This is a genomic window from Hyalangium gracile, from assembly GCF_020103725.1.
GTDB lineage: Bacteria > Myxococcota > Myxococcia > Myxococcales > Myxococcaceae > Hyalangium > Hyalangium gracile.
Genome location: NZ_JAHXBG010000024.1, coordinates 1 through 18,990 on the forward strand (window position 1 = coordinate 1; position 18,990 = coordinate 18,990).

Sequence of the window (18,990 nt, forward strand, 5' to 3'; positions counted from 1 at the left end):
CTGCACGATGTGCAGGGCCTTGCCGGAGGCCGGCAGCTTCATCCCACGCAGGGACTGGCCGTGGGGCGACGCGGTGTTGATCGTGCCCGCGTTCAGAAGGATGTCGTCGAAGTCGTCGCGCAGCTCGGCGCCCTCGGGAAGGGCCGCCATCGCCTTGGCATCGACCTGGACGATCTTGAACGCGTCATAGTCGGCGATGACCTGGACGTTGGCGCCGCTCTTCTCGAGCAGCTTCGCCTGCTCCGCGGACAGCTGCACCTTGTGCGTCGTGATCTCCGTACGGACGCCCTCGCGTGACCCGTTGGCCGGCGCGTTCTCGGCGCCACCGCAGGCCATCAGCGAAACCATCCCTACCAGCCCGAGCACTCGAGTGCTCTTGGCTCGGAAGCCCACGGAAGGCCTCCGGGTTGCTGAGTTCGTCATGTTTATTTGCCCCGACATCCGAGCGCTACGATGAGCGAGATCCACACGCGCTCGATGCGGATCCGGTGGTGTGAGCCCCTAGGGGGGTCAAAGGGCACTCATCCCACTTGGGACCCGTAGCACGTTCGGGCTCCAAATTTCAAATGACGAACAATTGTTCGGGTGTTCGGCTTCTGGAGTGATGTGGCTCCTTGCGCCGCGTCCCACTTCAGGACAGCTCCCGTCCCAGAAGCGGGATGAAATGGACAGGGATTCTCGCGCTCTGAGAGACAGGCGCGCGGAGGGCACATGGACTCGCACTACGATCAGGTGATGAAGGCGCGGGAGGCGGCGGCGCAGACGGGCTCGCGGCTGTACTTCGCGTACTCGACGATCCTCGACCGCGCCGCTTTCGAGGAGTGGCGATCGCAACACGGTTACGACTTCTTCCAGCTGCCCGAGGGACGGCTGGCCGAGGCGCTCGACGTGGACCTCGTCTACGACTTCCCCTCGAGGTGGTGGGGTGGACGCGTGGCCGGGCTGACGGATGCGCCAGGGCGCAGCGTGTTCGGGCGCGTCTTCGAGATTGCGGGCAAGGACTGGCCCATCATCCAGCACAAGGAGGGCTTCGTCACGGGCATGTGCGTCGAGCGCCCGGTGCGCGTCCGGCTGGAGGGCAAGGAGGCGGAGGCCACGGCCTTCACGACGTCGCCGCGGCGTGCCTCCACGGAGGGCCCCCTCAGCCCCCGCTTCATCGAGGCGCTGGTGCGAGGCGCCGAGAGCGCGGGGCTCCCGGCCGCCTACGTGGAGCGGCTGCGCAGGGGAGAGTAGGGGCCGCGGTCAGCCGGGGATGAACCAGACCACCGAGAGCGGCGGGAGCGTCACCGCCGCCGAGGCCTCCTGCCCGTCCCACGGGTGGGCTTCCGTCTGGATCTGCCCCATGTTGCCGAGGCCCGCGCCGCCGTACTCGCCCGCGTCCGTGTTGAGCACCTCCTGGTAGGAGCCCACGCGCGGGAAGCCGACGCGGTAGCCCTCGCGCGGCACTGGCGAGAGGTTCGCCACGCAGACCACGTGCCGTCCCGGGCTGCGCGAGCGCCGGATGAAGGCGAACACGTTGGAGGCGGCCGCGTCCGGCTGCAGCCACTGGAAGCCCATGGGCTCGCTGTCCGCGTCGTACAGCGCGGGCACGTCCCGGTACACGCGGTTGAGGTCCGCCACCAGGTTCTGGATGCCTCGGTGCCCCGCATCCTCCGTCAGGTGCCAGTCCAGGCTGCGATCGCTGCTCCACTCGGCGTGCTGACCGAACTCGCCGCCCATGAAGAGCAGCTTCTTGCCCGGGTGCGCCCACATCCACGCCAGCAGCGAGCGCAGGTTGGCGCGCTTCTGCCACGGATCGCCCGGCATCTTCCCGTACAGCGAGCCCTTGCCGTGCACCACCTCGTCATGGCTCAGCGGCAGCATGAAGTGCTCGCTGAAGGCGTAGAGCAGGCCGAACGTCATGTTGTTGTGGTGGTACTGCCGGAAGATCGGATCCTTGGAGAAGTAGAGCAGCGTGTCGTGCATCCACCCCATGTTCCACTTGAAGTGGAAGCCCAGGCCGCCCTCCTTGACGGGCTGGCTCACCTTGGGCCACGCGGTGGACTCCTCGGCGATCACCACCACGCCCGGGTGCTTGCGGCTCACCGCGTCGTTCAGCTCGCGCAGGAAGGCGATGGCCTCCTCGTTCTCTCGGCCGCCCCAGCGGTTGGGGACCCACTCGCCCGCGCGGCGGCTGTAGTCCAGGTAGAGCATGGAGGCCACCGCGTCCACGCGCAGGCCATCCACGTGGTACTCCTCGATCCAGAAGAGCGCGTTGGCGATGAGGAAGTTGCGCACCTCGTTGCGGCCGAAGTTGAAGACCAGCGTGCCCCAGTCCGGCTGCGTGCCCTGGCGCGGATCGGCGTGCTCGTAGAGCGCCGTGCCGTCGAACCTGCCCAGCGCGTGCGCGTCCTTGGGGAAGTGGCCCGGCACCCAGTCGACGATCACCCCGATGCCCTGCTCGTGCAGGCTGTTGACCAGGAAGCGGAAGTCGTCCGGGTGCCCGAAGCGCGCGCTGGGCGCGAAGTAGTTGCCCACCTGGTAGCCCCAGGACGGGCCATACGGGTGCTCCGAGACGGGCAGGAACTCCACGTGCGTGAAGCCCATGCGCTTGACGTAGTCGCTCAGCGCGGGGGCCAGCTCCCGGTACGTCATCGGCCGGTCGCCGTCCTCCACGACGCGCCGCCACGAGCCGATGTGCACCTCGTACACGCTCCAGGGCTTCTGCGTGGGCTCGCCCTCGCCGCGGCGGGTCAGCCACGTCTCGTCCGACCAGCTGAAGCGGTGCAGATCGTGCACCACGGACGCGGTGGCTGGCGGCACCTCGGTGCGGAAGGCGAACGGGTCCGCCTTGAGGAGCGGCGGGCCGCCGTGGTTGGGCCGGATCTCGAACTTGTAGCGCGTGCCCTCGCCCACCTCGGGGATGAACAGCTCCCAGATGCCCGAGGCGCCCATGCGCCGCATGGCGTGCAGGCGACCGTCCCAGCTGTTGAAGTCCCCCACCACGGACACGCCGGCCGCCGTGGGCGCCCACACCGCGAAGGACACCCCGGCCACCCCGTTGTGGTGGATGAGGTGCGCGCCCATGCGATCCCAGAGCTTCTCGTGCCGGCCCTCGCCCGCGTAGTACAGGTCCAGCTCACCGATGGTGGGCAGGAAGCTGTACGGATCCCTCAGGGTGAAGGACCTGGCGCCCGGGTACTCCACCTCGATCAGGTAGTTGAAGATGTCGGTGCGCCCGTTGAGCCGCGCCTCGAAGACGCCGCCCTTGCGGTGCTCCATGGGGATGCGCCCGCCGAAGTCGGGCACGACATGGATGGCGGTGGCGTCAGGGCGGAAGGCGCGCACCACCACGCCGTCCCCGTCCGGGTGGATGCCGAGCACCCGGTGAGGCTCCGGGTGCCGCAGCTCGATGATCTGCTGGATCTCCGCGTCGATCTGCTGCCGGTCAGCGGGCTTCTTCACTTCGGCTCCTCCATCCGCAAGAGGGCCTGGACGGGGATTCGCACCCAGTCCGGGCGGTTCTGCAGCTCATAACGCACTTCGTAGAGCAGCTTCTCCAATTCGAACGCGCGCAGCATCGTCCAGAAGGTGCCGTCGTCGGCCGGCAGGAAGGCCGCGCCGCGCGTGGCCTCCCGGTAGCCTTCCAGGAACGCATCCCGCGAGGGCGCCATGCGCGCGGTGGGCGGGTTGCCCTCCAGCAGCACGGTGGCCTCGGCGTAGTCGAACGAGCGCAGCATCCCCGCCACGTCCCGCAGCGGCGAGTACTTCTCGCGGCGCTGGGTGAAGGTGCGGGACGGCTCGCCCTCGAAGTCGAAGATGAGCCACTGGCCCTCGGTGCGCAGCACCTGGCCCAGGTGCAGATCGCCGTGGATGCGGATCTTCTGCCCGGACGGGGCCACGTGCGCCAGTCGCCTCGCATGCTCCAGCAGCCGCTCGCGCTGGTTCTCGAGATCCGCGTGCAGCCGGCCCGCGTCCGCCAGCGTCACGCCCAGCTCGCCCATGATGGAGGCGCTCCAGCGCTGCAGATCCTCCTGCAGCACCGGCTCCGGAGCGAAGTCCGGATCCTGGGTGTCGGAGGAGAGGGCGCGGTGCAGCTCGCCCAGGCGCCGGCCCAGCTCGCGCATCTCCTCCAGGAAGGGAGCGTCCAGCTCGCCCGGCTTGCGGAAGCGCTCCAGCGTGTACTTCCACCCATCCACCGCGCTGGGCACGAAGCGGTGCACCAGCGCGACGGTTCCGCCCGAGGGGCCCTCCAGGCGCAGCGCGCCCAGCAGCGTGGGCGTGGCCCGGAACGAGGTGCGCGTGGCCAGGAAGCGCCCCATCTCGTGCTCCGGGTTCACCCCCGCCTCCAGCTTGCGGATGATCTTGAGGATCGCCTTCTCGCCGATGACGACGGAGGTGTTGCTCTGCTCCACCATGAGGCGGCGCACGGGCGTCGGGTCGGGCAGGGCGAGCTGCGCGTCCGGGGTGTTCAGCCACTCGCCGTGCAGTCTTCCGGAGGCGGAGGAGACCTGGCGCTGCTCGCGGATGAGCTGGAAGAGGGCGCGCAGGCAGTCCACGTCCTCGAGCGCGTCCTGGATGCCGTCCGCGGCCGGCTTCACCGGCAGCTGGTAGCGCTCGGACTTGCCCAGCTCGTACAGCACCTCCACGATGGCGAGGCTGAAGGCGCACGGGCCGAAGTCCAGCGTGGCGTGATCCACCACGGACACGGACTTGATAGGCCACGCCTTGCCGCTGAACCAGCGCTGCTGCTTCAGGTACTCGGGCAGCTTGGTGAGATCCACGGGTGTCACGGGTTCGTCCTCCCGGGAAGGGGTTTCTCCAGCCGGAACCACAGGAACATGTACGGGCCCAGGGACAGCTGATACGGCAGGGACGAGATGCGTGGGAAGGGGGTTTCTCCCATGAGCTCCACGGGGACCTGGCCCTCGAACTCGCGCAGATCCAGCACCGCGGGCTGCGCGAAGCGGGACAGGTTGCAGATGATGAGGATCGTCTGCCCCTCCCACTCGCGGGTGAAGGCCAGCACCCGGCGGTTGTCCGGGTTGACGAAGCGCAGCCGGCCCAGGGCGAAGGCGGGGTAGCGCTGGCGCACCTTGATGAGCCGCTTCACCCAGTGCAGCAGCGACGTCTTGATGCGCTCCTGGGCCTCCACGTTGATGGCCTGGTAGCCGTACACCGGGTCGCCGATCACCGGGGCGTACAGCCGCGCGCCGTCGGCCCGGCTGAAGCCCGCGTTGCGGTCGCCCGTCCACTGCATGGGCGTGCGCACGCCGTTGCGATCGCCCAGGTAGATGTTGTCCCCCATGCCGATCTCGTCGCCGTAGTACATGACGGGCGTGCCGGGCAGGGTGAACAGCAGGCTGTGCATCAGCTCGATGCGGCGGCGGCCGTTGTCCATCAGCGGGGCCAGCCGGCGGCGGATGCCGAGGTTGATCCGCATCCGGGGGTCCATCGCGTACTCCCGGTACATGTAGTCGCGGTCCTCGTCCGTGACCATCTCCAGCGTCAGCTCGTCGTGGTTGCGCAGGAAGATGGCCCACTGGCAGTTGTCCGGGATGTCCGGCGTCTGCTGGAGGATTTCGACGATGGGCGTGCGGTCCTCCTTGCGCACCGCCATGAAGAGGCGGGGCATCACGGGGAAGTGGAACCCCATGTGGAACTCGTCCCCCTCGCCGAAGTAGACGCGCACGTCCGCGGGCCACTGGTTGGCCTCGGCCAGCAGCATCTTGTTCGGGTACTCGGTGTCGATCGTCTTGCGCAGGCGCTTGAGGAAGGCGTGCGTCTCCGGGAGGTTCTCGCAGTTGGTGCCCTCGCGCTCGAAGAGGTAGGGCACCGCGTCGCACCGGAACCCGTCCACCCCCATGTTCAGCCAGAAGCGCATGACGTCCAGCATGGCCTCCTGGACCTCGGGGTTGTCGTAGTTGAGGTCCGGCTGGTGGCTGAAGAAGCGGTGCCAGAAGTACTGCTTGGCCACCGGATCCCACGTCCAGTTGGAGCGCTCGGTGTCCAGGAAGATGATGCGCGTGCCCTTGTACCTGTCGTCCGTGTCGCTCCAGACGTACCAGTCGCGCTTGGGGCTCTTCGGATCGCGGCGGGACTCCTGGAACCACGGGTGCTGATCGCTGGTGTGGTTGACGACCAGCTCCGTGATGATGCGGATGCCGCGCTGGTGGGCGGCCTCCACCAGGCGCTGGAAGTCCGCCAGCGTGCCGTAGTCCGGGTGGACGGCGTAGAAGTCGGCGATGTCGTAGCCGTCATCGCGCAGCGGCGAGGGGTAGTGGGGCAGCAGCCAGAGGCAGTCCACGCCCAGGTCCTGCAGGTACGGCAGCTTCTCGATGAGGCCGGGGATGTCCCCGTGGCCGTCCGCGTTCGAGTCGTGGAACGCGCGAATATGGAGCTCGTAGATGAGGGCCTTCTTGTACCAAAGCGGGTCCTGTTCCATACGCCTCTCGGGTGTCACTCGTAGTAGTCGAACGCCTGCTCGGTGCGGCGGAAGCGGTACACCGCCCAGATGGCCGCCGGCTGGTCCGGGGTGAGGTGCACCTGAGCGTGCGGACCCTGCCAGAGCCGACGCTCGTCTGTCATCAACTCGTGCACCTGGTACGTCTCATCGGGCTGGATCCCCAGCGCCTCGAGCGGCACGTCGAGGATGGCGTCCTGGGGCGAGTGCGGATCCAGGCTCACGGCGACGAGCACCTGGCTGGAGCGGTCCGGGGTGCTCTTTCCATAGAAGAGCACGCGCTCGTTGTTGGAGCCGTGGAAGCGCAGGTTGTCGTAGAGCTGGAGCGCGCGGTGCTCCTTGCGCGCGGTGTTCAGCTTGCGGATCCAGTCGCGGATGTGGCCGGGCCGCTCCAGATCCCAGGCGACGAGCTGGTACTTCTCCGAGTCGATGTACTCCTCCTTGCCGGGCAGCGGGCGGTTCTCACATAGCTCGTAGCCGCAGTAGATGCCGTACGAGGAGGAGAGGGTGGAGGCCAGCGCCACGCGGATGCGGAACATGCTCGGGCCGGCGCGCTGGAGGTGCTCCGGGAGGATGTCCGGCGTGTTGGGCCAGAGGTTGCCGCGGAAGTACTCGGAGACGGGCGGAGAGGTGATCTCCTCCAGGTACTCCTGGATCTCCTGCTTGAAGTTACGCCAGGTGAAGTAGGTGTAGGACTGGGTGAAGCCGATCTTCGCCAGGGCCTTCATCACCTTGGGGCGGGTGAAGGCCTCCGAGAGGAACACCACGTCCGGGTGCACCTCGTGCACGCGGCGGATGAGCCAGGCCCAGAACTGCAGCGGCTTGGTGTGCGGGTTGTCCACGCGGAAGACGCGCACGCCCTGCTCCACCCAGTGCAGCACCACGGACTCGAGCTCCGGCCAGAGCGTCTCGCGGCCCGGGCCCATCCAGTCGAAGTTGACGATGTCCTCGTAGCGCTTCGGAGGGTTCTCCGCCGTCTTGATGGTGCCGTCCGGCCGGTGGAGGAACCACTCGGGGTGCTCCTTCACGTAAGGGTGATCGGGCGAGCACTGGAAGGCCACGTCCAGGGCGATCTCGATGCCATGCAGCTCCGCGGCCTTGATGAAGGAGCGGAAGTCCTCCAGGGTGCCCAGCTGCGGGTGGATGGCCTTGTGGCCGCCCTCGGCGGCGCCGATGGCCCACGGGCTGCCCACGTCATCGGGCTCGGCGCGCAGGCTGTTGTTCTTCCCCTTGCGGGCGGTGCGGCCGATGGGGTGGATGGGCGGCAGGTAGATGGTGTCGAAGCCCAGGGACTGGATGTAGGGCAGCCACCGCTCGGCGTCCTTGAAGGTGCCGTGCGTCTTGCCGTCCCGTACGGCCGAGCGCGGGAAGAACTCGTACCAGGCACCGGTGCGGGCGCGCTCGCGCTCGACGGCGACCTCGAGCACGCGATCGTAGCGGGTGGCCAGCGAGCGATCGGCGTACCGGCCCGCGAGCCGGACCAGCTCGGGGGCCAGGGCGACGAAGATGAGATCGGGCGAGGGCGGCTGCTTGAGCTTCTTCGCGGCGTCGGCGAGCGCCTGGGCCTCGTCGGCGCTGACGGCGCGGGCGCGCTCGGCGGCACCCTCCAGGAGCGCGGAGCCCTCGAGCAGCTCACTGCGCACGTCCCGGCCGGCGTCCACCTTGCGCTTGAGCTCGGAGGCCCAGGTGGCGAAGAGGTCCGGCCAGGCCTCCACGGTGAACTGGTAGCGCCCGATGCGGGCCAGGGGGAACTCGGCGGTCCAGAGATCGTTGCCGAGCGCCTTCATGGGCACCTCGGCCCACTCGGTCTCCTGGCCGGCGGGGCTGGCCTGGCGCCAGCGGACGATGGCGACGAGGACGTCGTGACCTTCCTTGAAGAGATCGGCCTCGACCTTGAAGCCCTCCCCGGCGATGCGTTTGACGGGGAAGCGACCTGCGTCCAGCTCGGGGCGGACGCTCTCGATGACGACACTTCCGATTCGTGAGCTCATAAGGACAGGCCGGCCTTATCAGGCCGGTTACGTGTCTCCGGGCACCATGACGCGGGGACGTTGATCCCGGACGGCTCCGTGCATGGCGGAGTTGGCGAGTGAACGTTCAGGGCGCGCCGGGAGGCCGCCCAGGGATTGGGATCGGGCGCAGGCATCGGTGCTAAAAGGTGGGGCCCTGACCGTGGTTGCGGTATCCGGTAGCCAGATGGCGCCTTCCGATCCCCCCGCTGAACGAGCAAGCGATCCAGCGGCTGACCGGGCCCTCTTGCAGCAGGTGGCCCTGGGCAGCAGCGCCGCGATGCGAGCCGTCTATGCGCGGTGCTCCGGGAGGGCCTGGGCGGTGGTGCTCAGGGTGCTGGGCTCGCGGGCGGACGCGGAGGAGGTGCTCCAGGAGACATTCCTGGAGGTGTGGCGCCGCGCCCGGGAGTTCGATCCGAGCCGGGGTGGGGTGGAGACGTGGGTGACGACGATCGCGCGGACGCGGGCGATCGATCGGCGCCGGGCGATGGGCACGGTGGCCCGGATTGCCGAGGATGTGACGCACCAACCCCCGCCGACCAGCGCCACGCCGGTGAGCCCGGCGGAGGCGGCGTCGCAGGGGCAGGACCGGGCCCGGGTGGCCGCCGCGATGCGGGAGCTGCCGCCCGAGCAGCGAGCGGTGGTGGAGCTGGCCTACTTCGAGGGCCTGTCCCAGCGGGAGATCGCGGAGCGGACCGGGGATCCGCTGGGCACGGTGAAGACACGGGCCCGGCTGGCGCTGGAGAAGCTGGCGGCGCTGCTGCGAGACTCAGCTTTACGGGGGTAAGACCGCGGACAGCAGTAGGGGCCGACGCGCCGAAGCACGCCGACCCCCCGAATGGCAACGCCCCGCTACGGGAGCAGCGAGGTGCGGCGCAGCCGATCGCGCAGCAGCTTGAGCCGCTCCTGCGGCTCGTAGCTGAACACGAGGCGGATGTAGCGCTCGGCCACCGACGAGCCCCAGTTCGTCATCGGCGTGGCCGCCACCTTCGCCTGCGACATCAGGATGGAGGCCGCGTCCGTGGCGCTGTAGCCCAGCGCGTGCGCGTCCAGCAGCATGCTCCAGCCACCCTCGGGGATGATCACCGGCAGGCCCTCGAGCTGCTCCAGCACCAGATCGCGCCGCTTCTTCCACTCGGCCAGCGCCGCAGGCACTCCCGAGTCCTCCGAGCGCAGCGCCACCTCCGCGCCCTTCTGCGCGATGCCCGGCGGCGCGATCACCAGGTAGCTGTGCGTGTAGAAGACGTCCGTCATCACCTTCGGCGGCCCGGCGATCCAGCCGATGCGCCAGCCGATCATCCGGAACTCCTTGGAGACCGAGCCCACGATCAGCGTGCGCTCCGGCATGCCCGTCAGCGTCGCCGGGTGCCGCAGCGGCAGCCCGTCATAGAGCACGTTCTCCAGCGCGGCGTCGTACAAGAGCCACAGGTTGCGCGTGACGCACAGCTCGCGGATGGCCATCCACTCGGCCTCCGTCAGCACGTGCCCCGCCGGCATGTTCGGGTTGGAGATCACCATCGCGCGCGTGCGGCTGGTCACCATCGCGCGCAGCATGTCCAGGTCCAGCCGCCACTTGCGATCCACCACCTTCATCGGCACGAACATCGGCACGCCGCCCGCGAACGTGACGCGGTGGATCATCCCCGCGTACGTCGGGTCCGTGAGCAGCACCTCGTCGCCCGGCTCGATGATCGCCAGCAGCGCCGAGATCAGCCCCTGCGTGCCGCCCGCCGTGATCACGATCTGACGATCCGGATCGTACGAGAGGTTGCACTGGCGCTTGAGGCGCTGCGCCACCGCCTGCCGGAGGCTCGAGGCTCCCGTGAAGGGCGTGTAGCTGTTGGCCTCGTTCGTTCCCACGGACTCTCGCGTCGCCGCAATCGCATCCGGCGGCGGCGGGAGATCCGTACCGAAATTGTCCAGGCGCAGTATTTCGGGATCCATGGTGGCGTCGGACACCACCCGGTCGACGTTGAACCCCACCACGCGCATCATTCGGGACGGACGCATCTCTCCTCCGGTGGGGTCGGACTATAGCCTCGGCAGGTAGGAGGAGTGGATCCGTGATGAGATCTCTCCTCACTCTTCTCTTGCGGTGCCTTGTCTACATCTCCCTTCATGGGCCTTGGGGGTGACGCTGTGGGTAGGTGCCGGTACGCTCCCGGTGCAGATTTTGGAGGCATTCCCCATGAAAGCGGCTTTTACCCTCAGTCGTCCGGTGCTCCCCGTTGGCAGCTCGTCCAAGGTCGATGTCCTGGTGTCCTTCCGAGCCGAGGCTCAGGGGGCCCCCCGGCGGGGGCTCAACCTCAGCGTGGTGATCGATCGATCGGGCTCGATGGCGGGCGCGCCGCTCAAGCACGCGCTGCAGGCCTCGCGCAACCTGGTCGACCGCATGGGCCCGGAGGACTGGATCTCGATCGTCGCGTACGACGACTCGCCCATGACGGTGCTGGCGCCGCAGAAGGTGCAGAACAAGGCGGCCATCGAGAAGGCGATCGCGGGGGTGAATGCCGCGGGCTGCACCAACCTGACCGGAGGCTGGCAGGCCGGAGTGGGCCACGTGAAGACGCAGCAGTCCAGGGAGCTCATCAACCGCGTGCTGCTGCTGACGGACGGTCAGGCCAACGTGGGCATCACCCGGCCGGAGGACATCCTCGCCAAGGTGAAGGAGGCCACGGGCGCGGGCATCACCACGACGACGCTGGGGTTCGGCACCAGCTTCAACGAGGACCTGCTCATCGGCATGGCCGGAGCGGGCGAGGGGCACTTCTACTTCATCCAGTCTCCGGACGAGGCCGAGGGCGTGTTCGGCATCGAGATCGAGGGCCTGTCCTCGGTGGCCGCGCAGAACCTGGTGGTGACGCTGCAGCCGGCGCCCACGGTGAAGGTGGCCAGCGTGCTCAACCGCTACCGGTTCGAGGCGCGAGGCCAGCAGGTGGAGGTGGGGCTGGGGGATGTCTACACCACCGAGGATCGGCAGCTGGCGGTGGAGCTGGCGGTGGATGCGGGCGCGACGCCGGGCACCGCGCCGCTGATGACGCTGGCCTACAAGTACCAGGCGCTGGTGGACGGCGCCCTGAAGGAGTTCAGCGGCGAGCTGCCGGTGACGGTGACGCTGGGCTCGGAGGAGGAGGCCAGCGCGCTGTCGGCGGACAAGAACGTGCTGGCGCAGACGAGCCGCCTGCGCATCGCCCAGGTGAAGGATCGGGCCGTGGAGCTGGCCGACAAGGGCGATCTGGCGGGCGCCTCGAAGCAGCTTCGCAACACCATCGAGCAGCTGTCGGCGAACATCGACAAGAGCTCGTTCGAGCTGATCGAGGAGGTGGATCAGCTCGAGCACTACGCGAAGCGCCTGGAGTCGAGGAAGTACGACTCGGTCATCCGCAAGGAGATGCGCGACCAGTCGTACCAGGCCGGCACGCGCAGCCGGAACGATCTGGCGCTGCGTGGCACGGCGGGCGGCTCGGCGGATGAGCTGGAGGCGGTGTCCAGCGCGGAGGGTGGCGTCGTCGTCAAGTGCGAGCGCGAGGGCGGCAAGCTGCGCGTCCGGGCCGTCTCCCAGGGCTATGACGCCAGCTTCAACGTCCAGTTCCCGCGCAGCGCCCGCGAGGAGGGCGTGACGTACGTGGTGGAGAAGCTGGTGCCCTCCGCGGATGGCACGTTCTACCGGGCGCAGGGGAGCATCAAGCGGCTGGTGCAGCCGGGCCAGGAGCGCTCGGCCCGGGCCTCCTCCGGCGGCGGCGCGCCGAAGAAGACGGGCAAGGCGTCCAAGGTGACGGGCTCGGCGAAGGATCTGCCCACCACGAACAGCGTGGGCAATGGCGTGCTCGTCCAGTGCGTGAAGGAGGGGAGCAAGCTGCGCGCCCGCGTCGTCTCGGATGGGTACGATCCCAACCTCAACATGCGCTTCCCGCGCGACATCCGCGAGGAGGGCATCCTCTATGTCGTGGACGAGGTCATCGAGATGTCCGGCGGCGGCTCGTACATCGCCTGTGGGGACATCAAGCGGCTCGTGCAGTGACGACGTGAGAGGAGAGAGGGATGGAGCGCATCCCTCCTCCTCTCGTGGGTGGGTGGCACCGCGTTATGCGCGCAGGCGGCCGCGGTTCAGCGCGCCGCTCGCGAGGCTGGCTACGAAGAGCACCGCGGCGAGGATCAGCATCCACTTCAACCCTTCGACGGCCAGACCCACGCCGCCGAAGATGAGCGCCAGGACCAGTAGGACGATGAGCAGGTTCATGCCCCAACGGTTGGTCCCTGCCTTCTCGGAGGCAAGAGGCCGGGCCGGGATATGGTGGAGCCTGCACGCCTGGTCTGCTCGGACCCGCCCGTTGCGGGAGTCGCTCGCGATGACTACTTCACGGGGAAGTAGCCCACCTGCGTGACGATCTGCTGGCCCTCGGGTGAGAGCGCGTAGTCGATGAACTGCTGCACGGCGCTGCCCGGCTCGCCTCGGACGTAGAAGAAGAGGTTTCGCGCGAGCGGGTACTTCCCGCTCTGGATGTTCTCCTGGGATGGGGCGATCTCCTCCGTCCCCACCCGGACCTTCAGCTCCCGGATGCCCTTGGCGTACGCCGAGCCGCCGTAGCCGATGCCGTTCTTCTCCTTGGACACCGCGTTCACCACCGCCGCCGTGCCCGGCAGCGTCAGCGCCCGCTCCGTGTAGTCGGCGTCACCCAGGACGCGCTCCTTCACGAAGACGTAGGTGCCGGACGAGTTCTCGCGCGAGTAGACGACGATGGGCGTGTCCGCGCCGCCCACGTCCTTCCAGTTGGTGATGTCTCCCAGGTAGATGCCCTTGAGCTGCTCCTCGGTGAGCGAGGTGAGCGGGTTGGCCTCGTTCACGTAGAACGTCACGCCGTCCTTGGCGACCGCGAGCTCCCTCGGCGGGGCCTTGAAGCGCGACTGGACCTGCTGTGACTCCGCTTCCTTGATGGCGCGGCTGGCCGTGGCGATGTCCGTCGTGCCGTTCACCAGCGCCGCGATGCCCGTGCCCGAGCCTCCGCCCGTCACCTGCACGGTGGTGCCCGGGTTCTTCTTCATGTACTCCTCCGCCCAGCGCTGCACGAGGATGACCATCGTGTCCGAGCCCTTCACCGTGACGGCCTTCCCGTCACCCGGGCCTGCGGAGGCGCTCGCCTGGGGCGTGGATGCGGTCTCGCCGCCAGCGGGTGACTCGGAGCGCTTGCACGCCGGCAGCGCCGCGATCAGGCAGAGCGCGAGAAGAGAGGGAAGGGGAGCGCGGAGCATCGTCTTCATGAGAGGCACCTCCACCAAGAGCCTGGGGCCCTCTATGCCAACTCGGGCCGTGGCGGTCCTGGCTCGTCGGCAATCAGTGGAGGGCTGTCACGTTCGCGACGTTCCGGGGCTCAGACTCGCCGCGCCATGTTCGCTTGCTCGCCTGCTCTCGGGCTGGAAAGAGGGGGTGTGAGTAAACCTGCGAGATGATGGTGAGACAGTCGCCCCGGGCGCCGATTGAGCGCGGGCCAGGGTGGGCCTACGCTGTCGGGCCATGATCTCCGTCGTGTTCCTCTCGCTCCTGCTGGGCGCGGCGCCGAATGATGGCTCGCCGGCCTCCTCGTCCCATTCCCTCGCGTCTCCGCCCGTGGTGGATGACTCTCCGACCGCGTGGTCCTGCACCGCGGACACGCTGCGCTCTGGCAAGGAGTGCGTCTTCGAGGCCGAGCTGACGCCCGGAGAGCCCGACAAGGAGCAGGCCGCCGGCAACGTGCGGACCATCCAGCAGCTGGGCCGCACCCTCTGCGCCGAGGCCGCGCGTCCCCGCGCCGAGGATGGCAAGCCCGATCGCAGCCTCGCCGCCTCCTGCGAGAAGAAGTACGCCGCCGCCGCGGAGCGCTGCGATCTGGAGGGCACCGTGGCCATCGTGGACGCGAAGGGCCGCTTCGCTCCGGCCGCGCGCGCCTGCTACCGCGCCATCTCCGGCGTGCTCCAGGAGACCCAGATGATGGCCACCGTGGCCGCGCCGTGCTGCCAGTGCGCCGCGCAGAGCGGCTGCCCGGGCGCTGGCGATCGCTGCTACGCGGACGTCACCCAGCAGAAGGCGGGAGCCTCCACGCTGGCGTGCATGCGCGACCGCTGCGCGGACTCCTGCTCGCTGCTGCCCTCCGCGGGCTCGCCGGGCAAGGCGGCCGCTCCTGCTCCCAGGAACGAGCCGCGCCCGAACCGGGGCTCGGCCTCGCTGTAACCCACGGGTAACTCACGGGTAATGACGTCCATGGAACGAGAGACCTTGAACCAGCCGAAGAAGCCTGCTTCGCGCCCCGCGTGGGCGCTGCTCTGTGCCCTGTCCCTCGCGGGCTGCGCGACGACGCCCTCGCGCTCCGCCGAGGTGGATGAGCGCGACAAGCCGCCGCCGCCCGTCGCCGCGGCCAGCGAGTTCCCCCCCGAGCCCTTCAACCCGCAGACGTTCGCCAACCAGTACTCGAACCCTTCTGCATGCGAGCGGCAGGCGCGGCGCTTCCTGCCCACCTCCCGAGACGAGGCCTGGGCGGCGCTGAAGGCCTGCGTGGAGGGCACCTACTTCACCCAGCTCCAGGCGCTGATCAGCCGCACGTGGGAGCAGGAGCTGCGCTCGCGCCCCGAGGCCGCGTCGCTGCTGGCCAAGGTGGTGGCCCTGCGCGGAGGCAGCGTGGAGGGAGATCTCCGCCTGCTGAACGAGCAGCGGCTGCCCATCTTCTCGCTCGCCGCGGCCATCGCCCAGCCGGACACCTACAAGGGGCGCTACATCCTCGTCCGGGCCCAGGTGGGCGACGTGAGGACGGAGGGGGAGAAGCCCACCGTGTGGCTCGTCGAGCAGGGCCTGGGCTCCGTGGCCACCGAGCAGCAGGTGGGCCTGGCGCGCCGCAAGGACTCGGTGTCCACGACGACGGGCAACCTCGGAGGCCAGACGACGCTCGGCAGCGGCAACGTGGGCGGCTCGCTCTCGGAGGCCCAGTCCACCCGGCGGACGGAGACGGTGCCCCACTACGACAACATCTCCACGGACACGGGGCGCGAGGCGCTCGGGCGGCTGCCGAAGCCGGATCCGTTCCTGTCGCCGGGCCGGGACTTCGTCATCCTCGCGCGGTTCGACGGGATGCGGACCACCTCGGGCTCGCTGGACGAGGACGATGAGGGGCCGCGCATCCCCGTGCTGAGCATCGTCAGCTACTACATGCCGCACCCGCTCGTCGTGTACTGAGCCGGCGCCTCAGGGGAAGCGCGCGAGGAAGGCCGCCAGCAGCGGGCCCCCCGCACGCGCCTCGGTGGGAGAGGCGGGGCCGCCCTTCGGAAGCTGGGACCAGAGCTCCACCAGGGCCGGCCGCAGCTCCTCGAACGCGGCGAGCGCCTCGTGGGCCTCGCCGAAGAACCGGGAGTGCACGAGCCACCCGGCGATGCCACAGGTGATGGCGTGGAAGGAGCGGCTCTCGTCCTGCTCCAGCGTCAGGCGCACCTGGTCCGCGTACTGCTCGTCCCAGGTGATCGTCCCGCCCTGGGAGCCCGACATCCCCAGGGTGCTGCCTCCTTCATAGGGCTGCCAGGTCGCGTCTTCGCTCATGAGGATCGCGATCAATACCCGAGCTGCGACTGCCCCGGTGGGCCTTCCTTGCCCGGAACGAGCGCGGTGCGCTCCGCATCCTGGGTGAGGGTGGCGGTGACGGAGACGAGCCCTCCTCCCACGGTGACGCGCTGGGTGCTCGGCCGGGCGGACGTCTCGTGCCAGGCGTGCAGCACGTACTCGCCCGGAGGCACGCCGCGCAGCTCGAACCGCCCCTGCGCGTCCGCCTGGGCGTACCACGGTGAGTCCACCACGTAGACGAAGGCGGACATGGACGCGTGGATGATGCAGAGCAGCCGCACCGGGCCGGGCTCGGTGAAGACCTGGCTGCGCGCCACGCCCTGCTCGTAGAGCCCCAGGTCGAACGCGTTGGGCCGGCTGTGCGAGAAGACGTTGTGGAACATCGTGTCCTCGTTGAGGAAGGCCACCTCGGTGCCCACCGGTACCGCCAGCACGTGCGGCAGGAACCGCTTGCCCCGCTGCGAGACGACCTGTCGCGGCGCGGGCCTGGGCTTCGGCGTGGGGCCCTCCGCGCGCGTCAGCCACACCACCGCGCCTCCCGCCCCGGAGCTTTCGCCGCGCACGGTGCCCTCGACGGTGCCCGTGGCGTCCGCCCTGGGCTTGCGCACCTCCACCCGGGGCGTCTTCGCCGAGGCCTTGCGTTGTCCGGAGGCGCCATGGGCCGCGGCCGGGAGCAGCAGCCCCACGACGAGTGCCATGCGCAGCGGCAGGAGGAGGGCGGGCATCATGGGGGCCTCGCGTGGGGAGCGGCGGAGGTGGTGGGGAGGCTCGGCGTCAGCCCGTGTGGGCGTGGCCGAGCGGCGCATCGGAAGCGGCCGACACGGCGGCCAGGGCGGAGCGGTAGGCGGACTCGGCGCGCAGTTCCTCGCCGAAGAGGCGCCGCATGGTGCGCTCCAGGCCGGAGGTGTCCTCGGGCCGGACCGCGGGCAGCGCCCGGGCGAACTCCTCGGCCGACCAGAAGCGATCGGCGGGGTGCGGCTGGAGGGCGCGCTGGAGGATCGCCGCGCACGGCGCGGGCAGCTGGGCGATGCGCTCCCAGTGCTCCTCGCTGGGGCCCTCGGCGGCCTGGATGAGCTGATCGAACTCGGTCTGGCCGGTGTAGAGCAGCTCGCCCGTGAGGCACCAGAAGAGCGTCATGCCCAGGGAGAACAGGTCCGCGCGGCCATCCACCTCGAGCCCTCGCGCCTGCTCCGGGGCCATGAAGTGGATGTTGCCCTTCACCAGCCCCGCTCGAGTATGCGTGGAGCGGTGGGCGCTCTTGGCGATGCCGAAGTCCAGCAGCTTCACCTCGCCGCGCCCGGAGGCCAGGATGTTCATCGGTGACACGTCCCGGTGGACGATCCCCAGCGGTCGGCCCTGCGTGTCCTGCCGCGTGTGCGCGTACCCAAGCGCCTTGAGCACTTCCTGGGCCACGAAGAAGACCGTGGCGGGCTCCAGCGGGTCGCCGTCCCGCTCGAAGGATCGGCGCACCACCGTGTCGAGATCCCTGCCGAGGATGTACTCGGAGGCCAGGTAGTACTCGCCGTCCACCTCGCCGAAGTCGTAGACGGGGACCACGTTGGAGTGGACGAGGCTGGCGCCCAGCCGGGCCTCGTCCATGAACTGGGCCACCGCCTCGGGCTGACGCGCGAGCGGCTCGTGCAGCCGCTTGATGACGAACAGGCGCTCGAAGCCTCCCGCGCTCCGGGCCAGCGCCAGGTACACGCGGGCCATCCCGCCCTCGCCGAGCGGCCGCAGCAGCTCGTAGCGACCGAAGGGCACGGGCGCCTCCAGCGAGGGCTCGGGGCGGGCACGCGGCGCGGGCGCCGGGGCCTCCGCGGCGCTCTGGACGGTGGGCATGGACTTCGACAGGCGCTCGAGCTGGGCCTCCGCCGCGGCGAGGCGCTGGGTCGTCTGGGCGAGCAGCTCCGCCGTGGCCCGCTCCCGCTGGGGCCGCAGCGCGAGCCAGAGCGCGATGCCCGAGGCCAGCAGGGCGGTGAGCCACACGGGCACCATCAGCGCCCGGGTCGTGCTCAGGACCTGGGCCGCCTCCGCCCGGGTGTCCGCCTGGGCCCAGAGGAACAGCCCGGGCCCCACCTCGGCCCGGACCATGGACCACCTGCCCCGGACATCCGTGAGCGGAGTGCCGTCCAGCGTGGGCGCGGCCAGCTTCTTCGAGGCGGGCTCCCCCGCCCGAGTCAGCTCCGCTCCGTCCGCGTCGACGAGGAGGAGCGTGCTGCGGAACTCACGAGCGATGGCCTCGAGCTCCGCCGCCCCCAGGGGACGTGCGAGCACCAGCAGGGAGCGCTCCGGCACCGCCGAGGGAGGAACCTGCACCTGCGCGACCGCGGCCAGATAGGGCACCCCTCCCACGAGGAGCAGCTCCGAAGCCAGCGGACGGCCCTCCGAGGCGGCCAGCAGGGCCGAGAGCTCCACGGAGCGGGACACTCCATCCGGCGTGAAGTCGAAGCGCCGGTGCCCCTCGATGAGCGAGTGGAAGGAGAACTCGTCCCGGAAGGGCTGCCACCAGGTCTCGGTGGCGAAGGCATCCTGCAGGGTGAACGTGTCGACATGCTCGGCGGCCAGCGCCCGCACGGGGCTCAAGGAGGCGCCTGTCGCGGCCCGGCCCTCGACGGCTCGGAGCCGGCCTTCCAGCGCCTCGCGTGCCCCGGTGAGCGCCACGCCCGCGGCGTGGACCGAGCGCGCACGGGCTCCCTTCTGCCCGCGAGCATCGAGTCTGAGCGAGGCGACCGTCGCCCCCGCCAGGACACAGGCGGTGACGAGGAACCCCAGGATGCGGCGGTGCACAGGGCGCATGTGAGGGTCGAACCCTGTGCATGGTGTCAGTCACGGCAAGGGCTACATGCCCACGCGCGCAGGGTCTCTTTCCTCCAGCCAACGCACCGCGGGTCCCGGGGTGATCACTGGTGGAAAGTGGTCGGCGGCGCTCCCCTTTGAGCGTAGCCCCGCGGGGCGCGTTT

16 protein-coding genes are annotated in these 18,990 nt (G+C 69.6%); 5 read left to right on the plus strand and 11 right to left on the minus strand.

The window, feature by feature from the left end; translation table 11 throughout:
• On the minus strand, positions 1–393 hold a 393-nt coding region (locus KY572_RS35680; RefSeq protein WP_224248163.1), incomplete at its 3' end, for a hypothetical protein.
• Positions 394–711: 318 nt separating this feature from the next.
• Here KY572_RS35680 and KY572_RS35685 point away from each other — a divergent pair.
• The gene (locus KY572_RS35685; RefSeq protein WP_224248164.1) at positions 712–1,233 is read left to right on the plus strand and encodes a gamma-glutamylcyclotransferase; all 522 of its coding nucleotides are present in this window, start codon (positions 712–714) and stop codon (positions 1,231–1,233) included.
• A 9-nt stretch (positions 1,234–1,242) separates the two neighbouring features.
• On the opposite strand, the gene glgB is transcribed toward KY572_RS35685, so the two are convergent.
• The 4 genes from glgB to KY572_RS35705 are packed head-to-tail and all read right to left on the minus strand — an operon-like array spanning position 1,243 to position 8,433.
• On the minus strand, positions 1,243–3,444 hold the full coding sequence (gene glgB, locus KY572_RS35690; protein WP_224248165.1) for a 1,4-alpha-glucan branching protein GlgB: 2,202 nt from the start codon (positions 3,442–3,444) through the stop codon (positions 1,243–1,245).
• Entirely contained in the window at positions 3,441–4,772 is a 1,332-nt protein-coding gene (locus tag KY572_RS35695; protein ID WP_224248166.1) for a phosphotransferase, read from the minus strand. Before KY572_RS35695 ends, glgB begins: the two co-directional genes overlap by 4 nt.
• Positions 4,769–6,424, minus strand: coding sequence for a maltose alpha-D-glucosyltransferase (gene treS, locus KY572_RS35700; RefSeq protein ID WP_224248167.1), 1,656 nt, complete (start codon positions 6,422–6,424; stop codon positions 4,769–4,771). Before treS ends, KY572_RS35695 begins: the two co-directional genes overlap by 4 nt.
• 14 nt (positions 6,425–6,438) lie before the next feature.
• On the minus strand, positions 6,439–8,433 hold the full coding sequence (locus tag KY572_RS35705) for an alpha-1,4-glucan--maltose-1-phosphate maltosyltransferase (protein WP_224248168.1): 1,995 nt from the start codon (positions 8,431–8,433) through the stop codon (positions 6,439–6,441).
• Positions 8,434–8,638: 205 nt separating this feature from the next.
• Between KY572_RS35705 and KY572_RS35710 the strand changes: the two genes are divergently transcribed.
• Positions 8,639–9,238, plus strand: a complete 600-nt coding sequence (locus KY572_RS35710) for a sigma-70 family RNA polymerase sigma factor (RefSeq protein WP_224248169.1) — start codon at positions 8,639–8,641, stop codon at positions 9,236–9,238.
• A 65-nt stretch (positions 9,239–9,303) separates the two neighbouring features.
• On the opposite strand, the gene KY572_RS35715 is transcribed toward KY572_RS35710, so the two are convergent.
• Positions 9,304–10,461 carry a pyridoxal phosphate-dependent aminotransferase gene (locus KY572_RS35715; protein ID WP_224248170.1) on the minus strand — a complete coding sequence of 386 codons (1,158 nt, stop codon included), beginning with the start codon at positions 10,459–10,461 and terminating at the stop codon, positions 9,304–9,306.
• Positions 10,462–10,639: 178 nt separating this feature from the next.
• Between KY572_RS35715 and KY572_RS35720 the strand changes: the two genes are divergently transcribed.
• The gene (locus KY572_RS35720; protein WP_224248171.1) at positions 10,640–12,472 is read left to right on the plus strand and encodes a vWA domain-containing protein; all 1,833 of its coding nucleotides are present in this window, start codon (positions 10,640–10,642) and stop codon (positions 12,470–12,472) included.
• A 63-nt stretch (positions 12,473–12,535) separates the two neighbouring features.
• Here KY572_RS35720 and KY572_RS35725 read toward each other — a convergent pair whose 3' ends face one another.
• Positions 12,536–12,691 carry a hypothetical protein gene (locus KY572_RS35725; protein WP_224248172.1) on the minus strand — a complete coding sequence of 52 codons (156 nt, stop codon included), beginning with the start codon at positions 12,689–12,691 and terminating at the stop codon, positions 12,536–12,538.
• Between the two features lie 113 nt (positions 12,692–12,804).
• Positions 12,805–13,710: a phosphate ABC transporter substrate-binding protein gene (locus tag KY572_RS35730; protein ID WP_407660060.1), complete on the minus strand. Its 906-nt coding sequence runs from the start codon at positions 13,708–13,710 to the stop codon at positions 12,805–12,807.
• A gap of 253 nt (positions 13,711–13,963) precedes the next feature.
• On the opposite strand from KY572_RS35730, the gene KY572_RS35735 reads away from it, so the two are divergent.
• Together KY572_RS35735 and KY572_RS35740 are read left to right on the plus strand one after the other, a co-directional pair.
• Entirely contained in the window at positions 13,964–14,656 is a 693-nt protein-coding gene (locus KY572_RS35735) for a hypothetical protein (RefSeq protein ID WP_224248173.1), read from the plus strand.
• 45 nt (positions 14,657–14,701) lie between these two features.
• A complete protein-coding gene (locus KY572_RS35740) occupies positions 14,702–15,652 on the plus strand; it encodes a hypothetical protein (protein WP_224248174.1) in 951 nt (316 codons plus the stop codon).
• A gap of 9 nt (positions 15,653–15,661) precedes the next feature.
• Here the strand turns inward: KY572_RS35740 and KY572_RS35745 are convergent, their stop codons facing one another.
• From KY572_RS35745 to KY572_RS35755, 3 genes are read right to left on the minus strand one after another with little or no spacing between them, the layout of a single operon-like run.
• Positions 15,662–16,009 (minus strand): hypothetical protein, encoded by a 348-nt coding sequence (locus KY572_RS35745; RefSeq protein WP_224248175.1) that lies wholly within the window; start codon positions 16,007–16,009, stop codon positions 15,662–15,664.
• An 11-nt stretch (positions 16,010–16,020) separates the two neighbouring features.
• Positions 16,021–16,758, minus strand: a complete 738-nt coding sequence (locus KY572_RS35750) for a hypothetical protein (protein WP_224248176.1) — start codon at positions 16,756–16,758, stop codon at positions 16,021–16,023.
• 46 nt (positions 16,759–16,804) lie between these two features.
• Positions 16,805–18,826, minus strand: a complete 2,022-nt coding sequence (locus KY572_RS35755) for a serine/threonine-protein kinase (RefSeq protein ID WP_224248177.1) — start codon at positions 18,824–18,826, stop codon at positions 16,805–16,807.
• Positions 18,827–18,990: the final 164 nt, after the last annotated feature.

What these genes read in the sequence shown, in the direction of transcription:
- KY572_RS35755 (WP_224248177.1), bottom strand. Translation starts at nt 18,826, where the DNA reads ATGCGCCCTGTGCACCGCCGCATCCTGGGGTTCCTCGTCACCGCCTGT.
- KY572_RS35715 (WP_224248170.1), bottom strand. Translation starts at nt 10,461, where the DNA reads ATGCGTCCGTCCCGAATGATGCGCGTGGTGGGGTTCAACGTCGACCGG.
- KY572_RS35685 (WP_224248164.1), top strand. Translation starts at nt 712, where the DNA reads ATGGACTCGCACTACGATCAGGTGATGAAGGCGCGGGAGGCGGCGGCG.
- KY572_RS35705 (WP_224248168.1), bottom strand. Translation starts at nt 8,433, where the DNA reads ATGAGCTCACGAATCGGAAGTGTCGTCATCGAGAGCGTCCGCCCCGAG.
- treS (WP_224248167.1), bottom strand. Translation starts at nt 6,424, where the DNA reads ATGGAACAGGACCCGCTTTGGTACAAGAAGGCCCTCATCTACGAGCTC.
- KY572_RS35745 (WP_224248175.1), bottom strand. Translation starts at nt 16,009, where the DNA reads ATGAGCGAAGACGCGACCTGGCAGCCCTATGAAGGAGGCAGCACCCTG.
- KY572_RS35730 (WP_407660060.1), bottom strand. Translation starts at nt 13,710, where the DNA reads ATGAAGACGATGCTCCGCGCTCCCCTTCCCTCTCTTCTCGCGCTCTGC.
- KY572_RS35710 (WP_224248169.1), top strand. Translation starts at nt 8,639, where the DNA reads ATGGCGCCTTCCGATCCCCCCGCTGAACGAGCAAGCGATCCAGCGGCT.
- KY572_RS35720 (WP_224248171.1), top strand. Translation starts at nt 10,640, where the DNA reads ATGAAAGCGGCTTTTACCCTCAGTCGTCCGGTGCTCCCCGTTGGCAGC.
- KY572_RS35750 (WP_224248176.1), bottom strand. Translation starts at nt 16,758, where the DNA reads ATGATGCCCGCCCTCCTCCTGCCGCTGCGCATGGCACTCGTCGTGGGG.
- KY572_RS35725 (WP_224248172.1), bottom strand. Translation starts at nt 12,691, where the DNA reads ATGAACCTGCTCATCGTCCTACTGGTCCTGGCGCTCATCTTCGGCGGC.
- KY572_RS35735 (WP_224248173.1), top strand. Translation starts at nt 13,964, where the DNA reads ATGATCTCCGTCGTGTTCCTCTCGCTCCTGCTGGGCGCGGCGCCGAAT.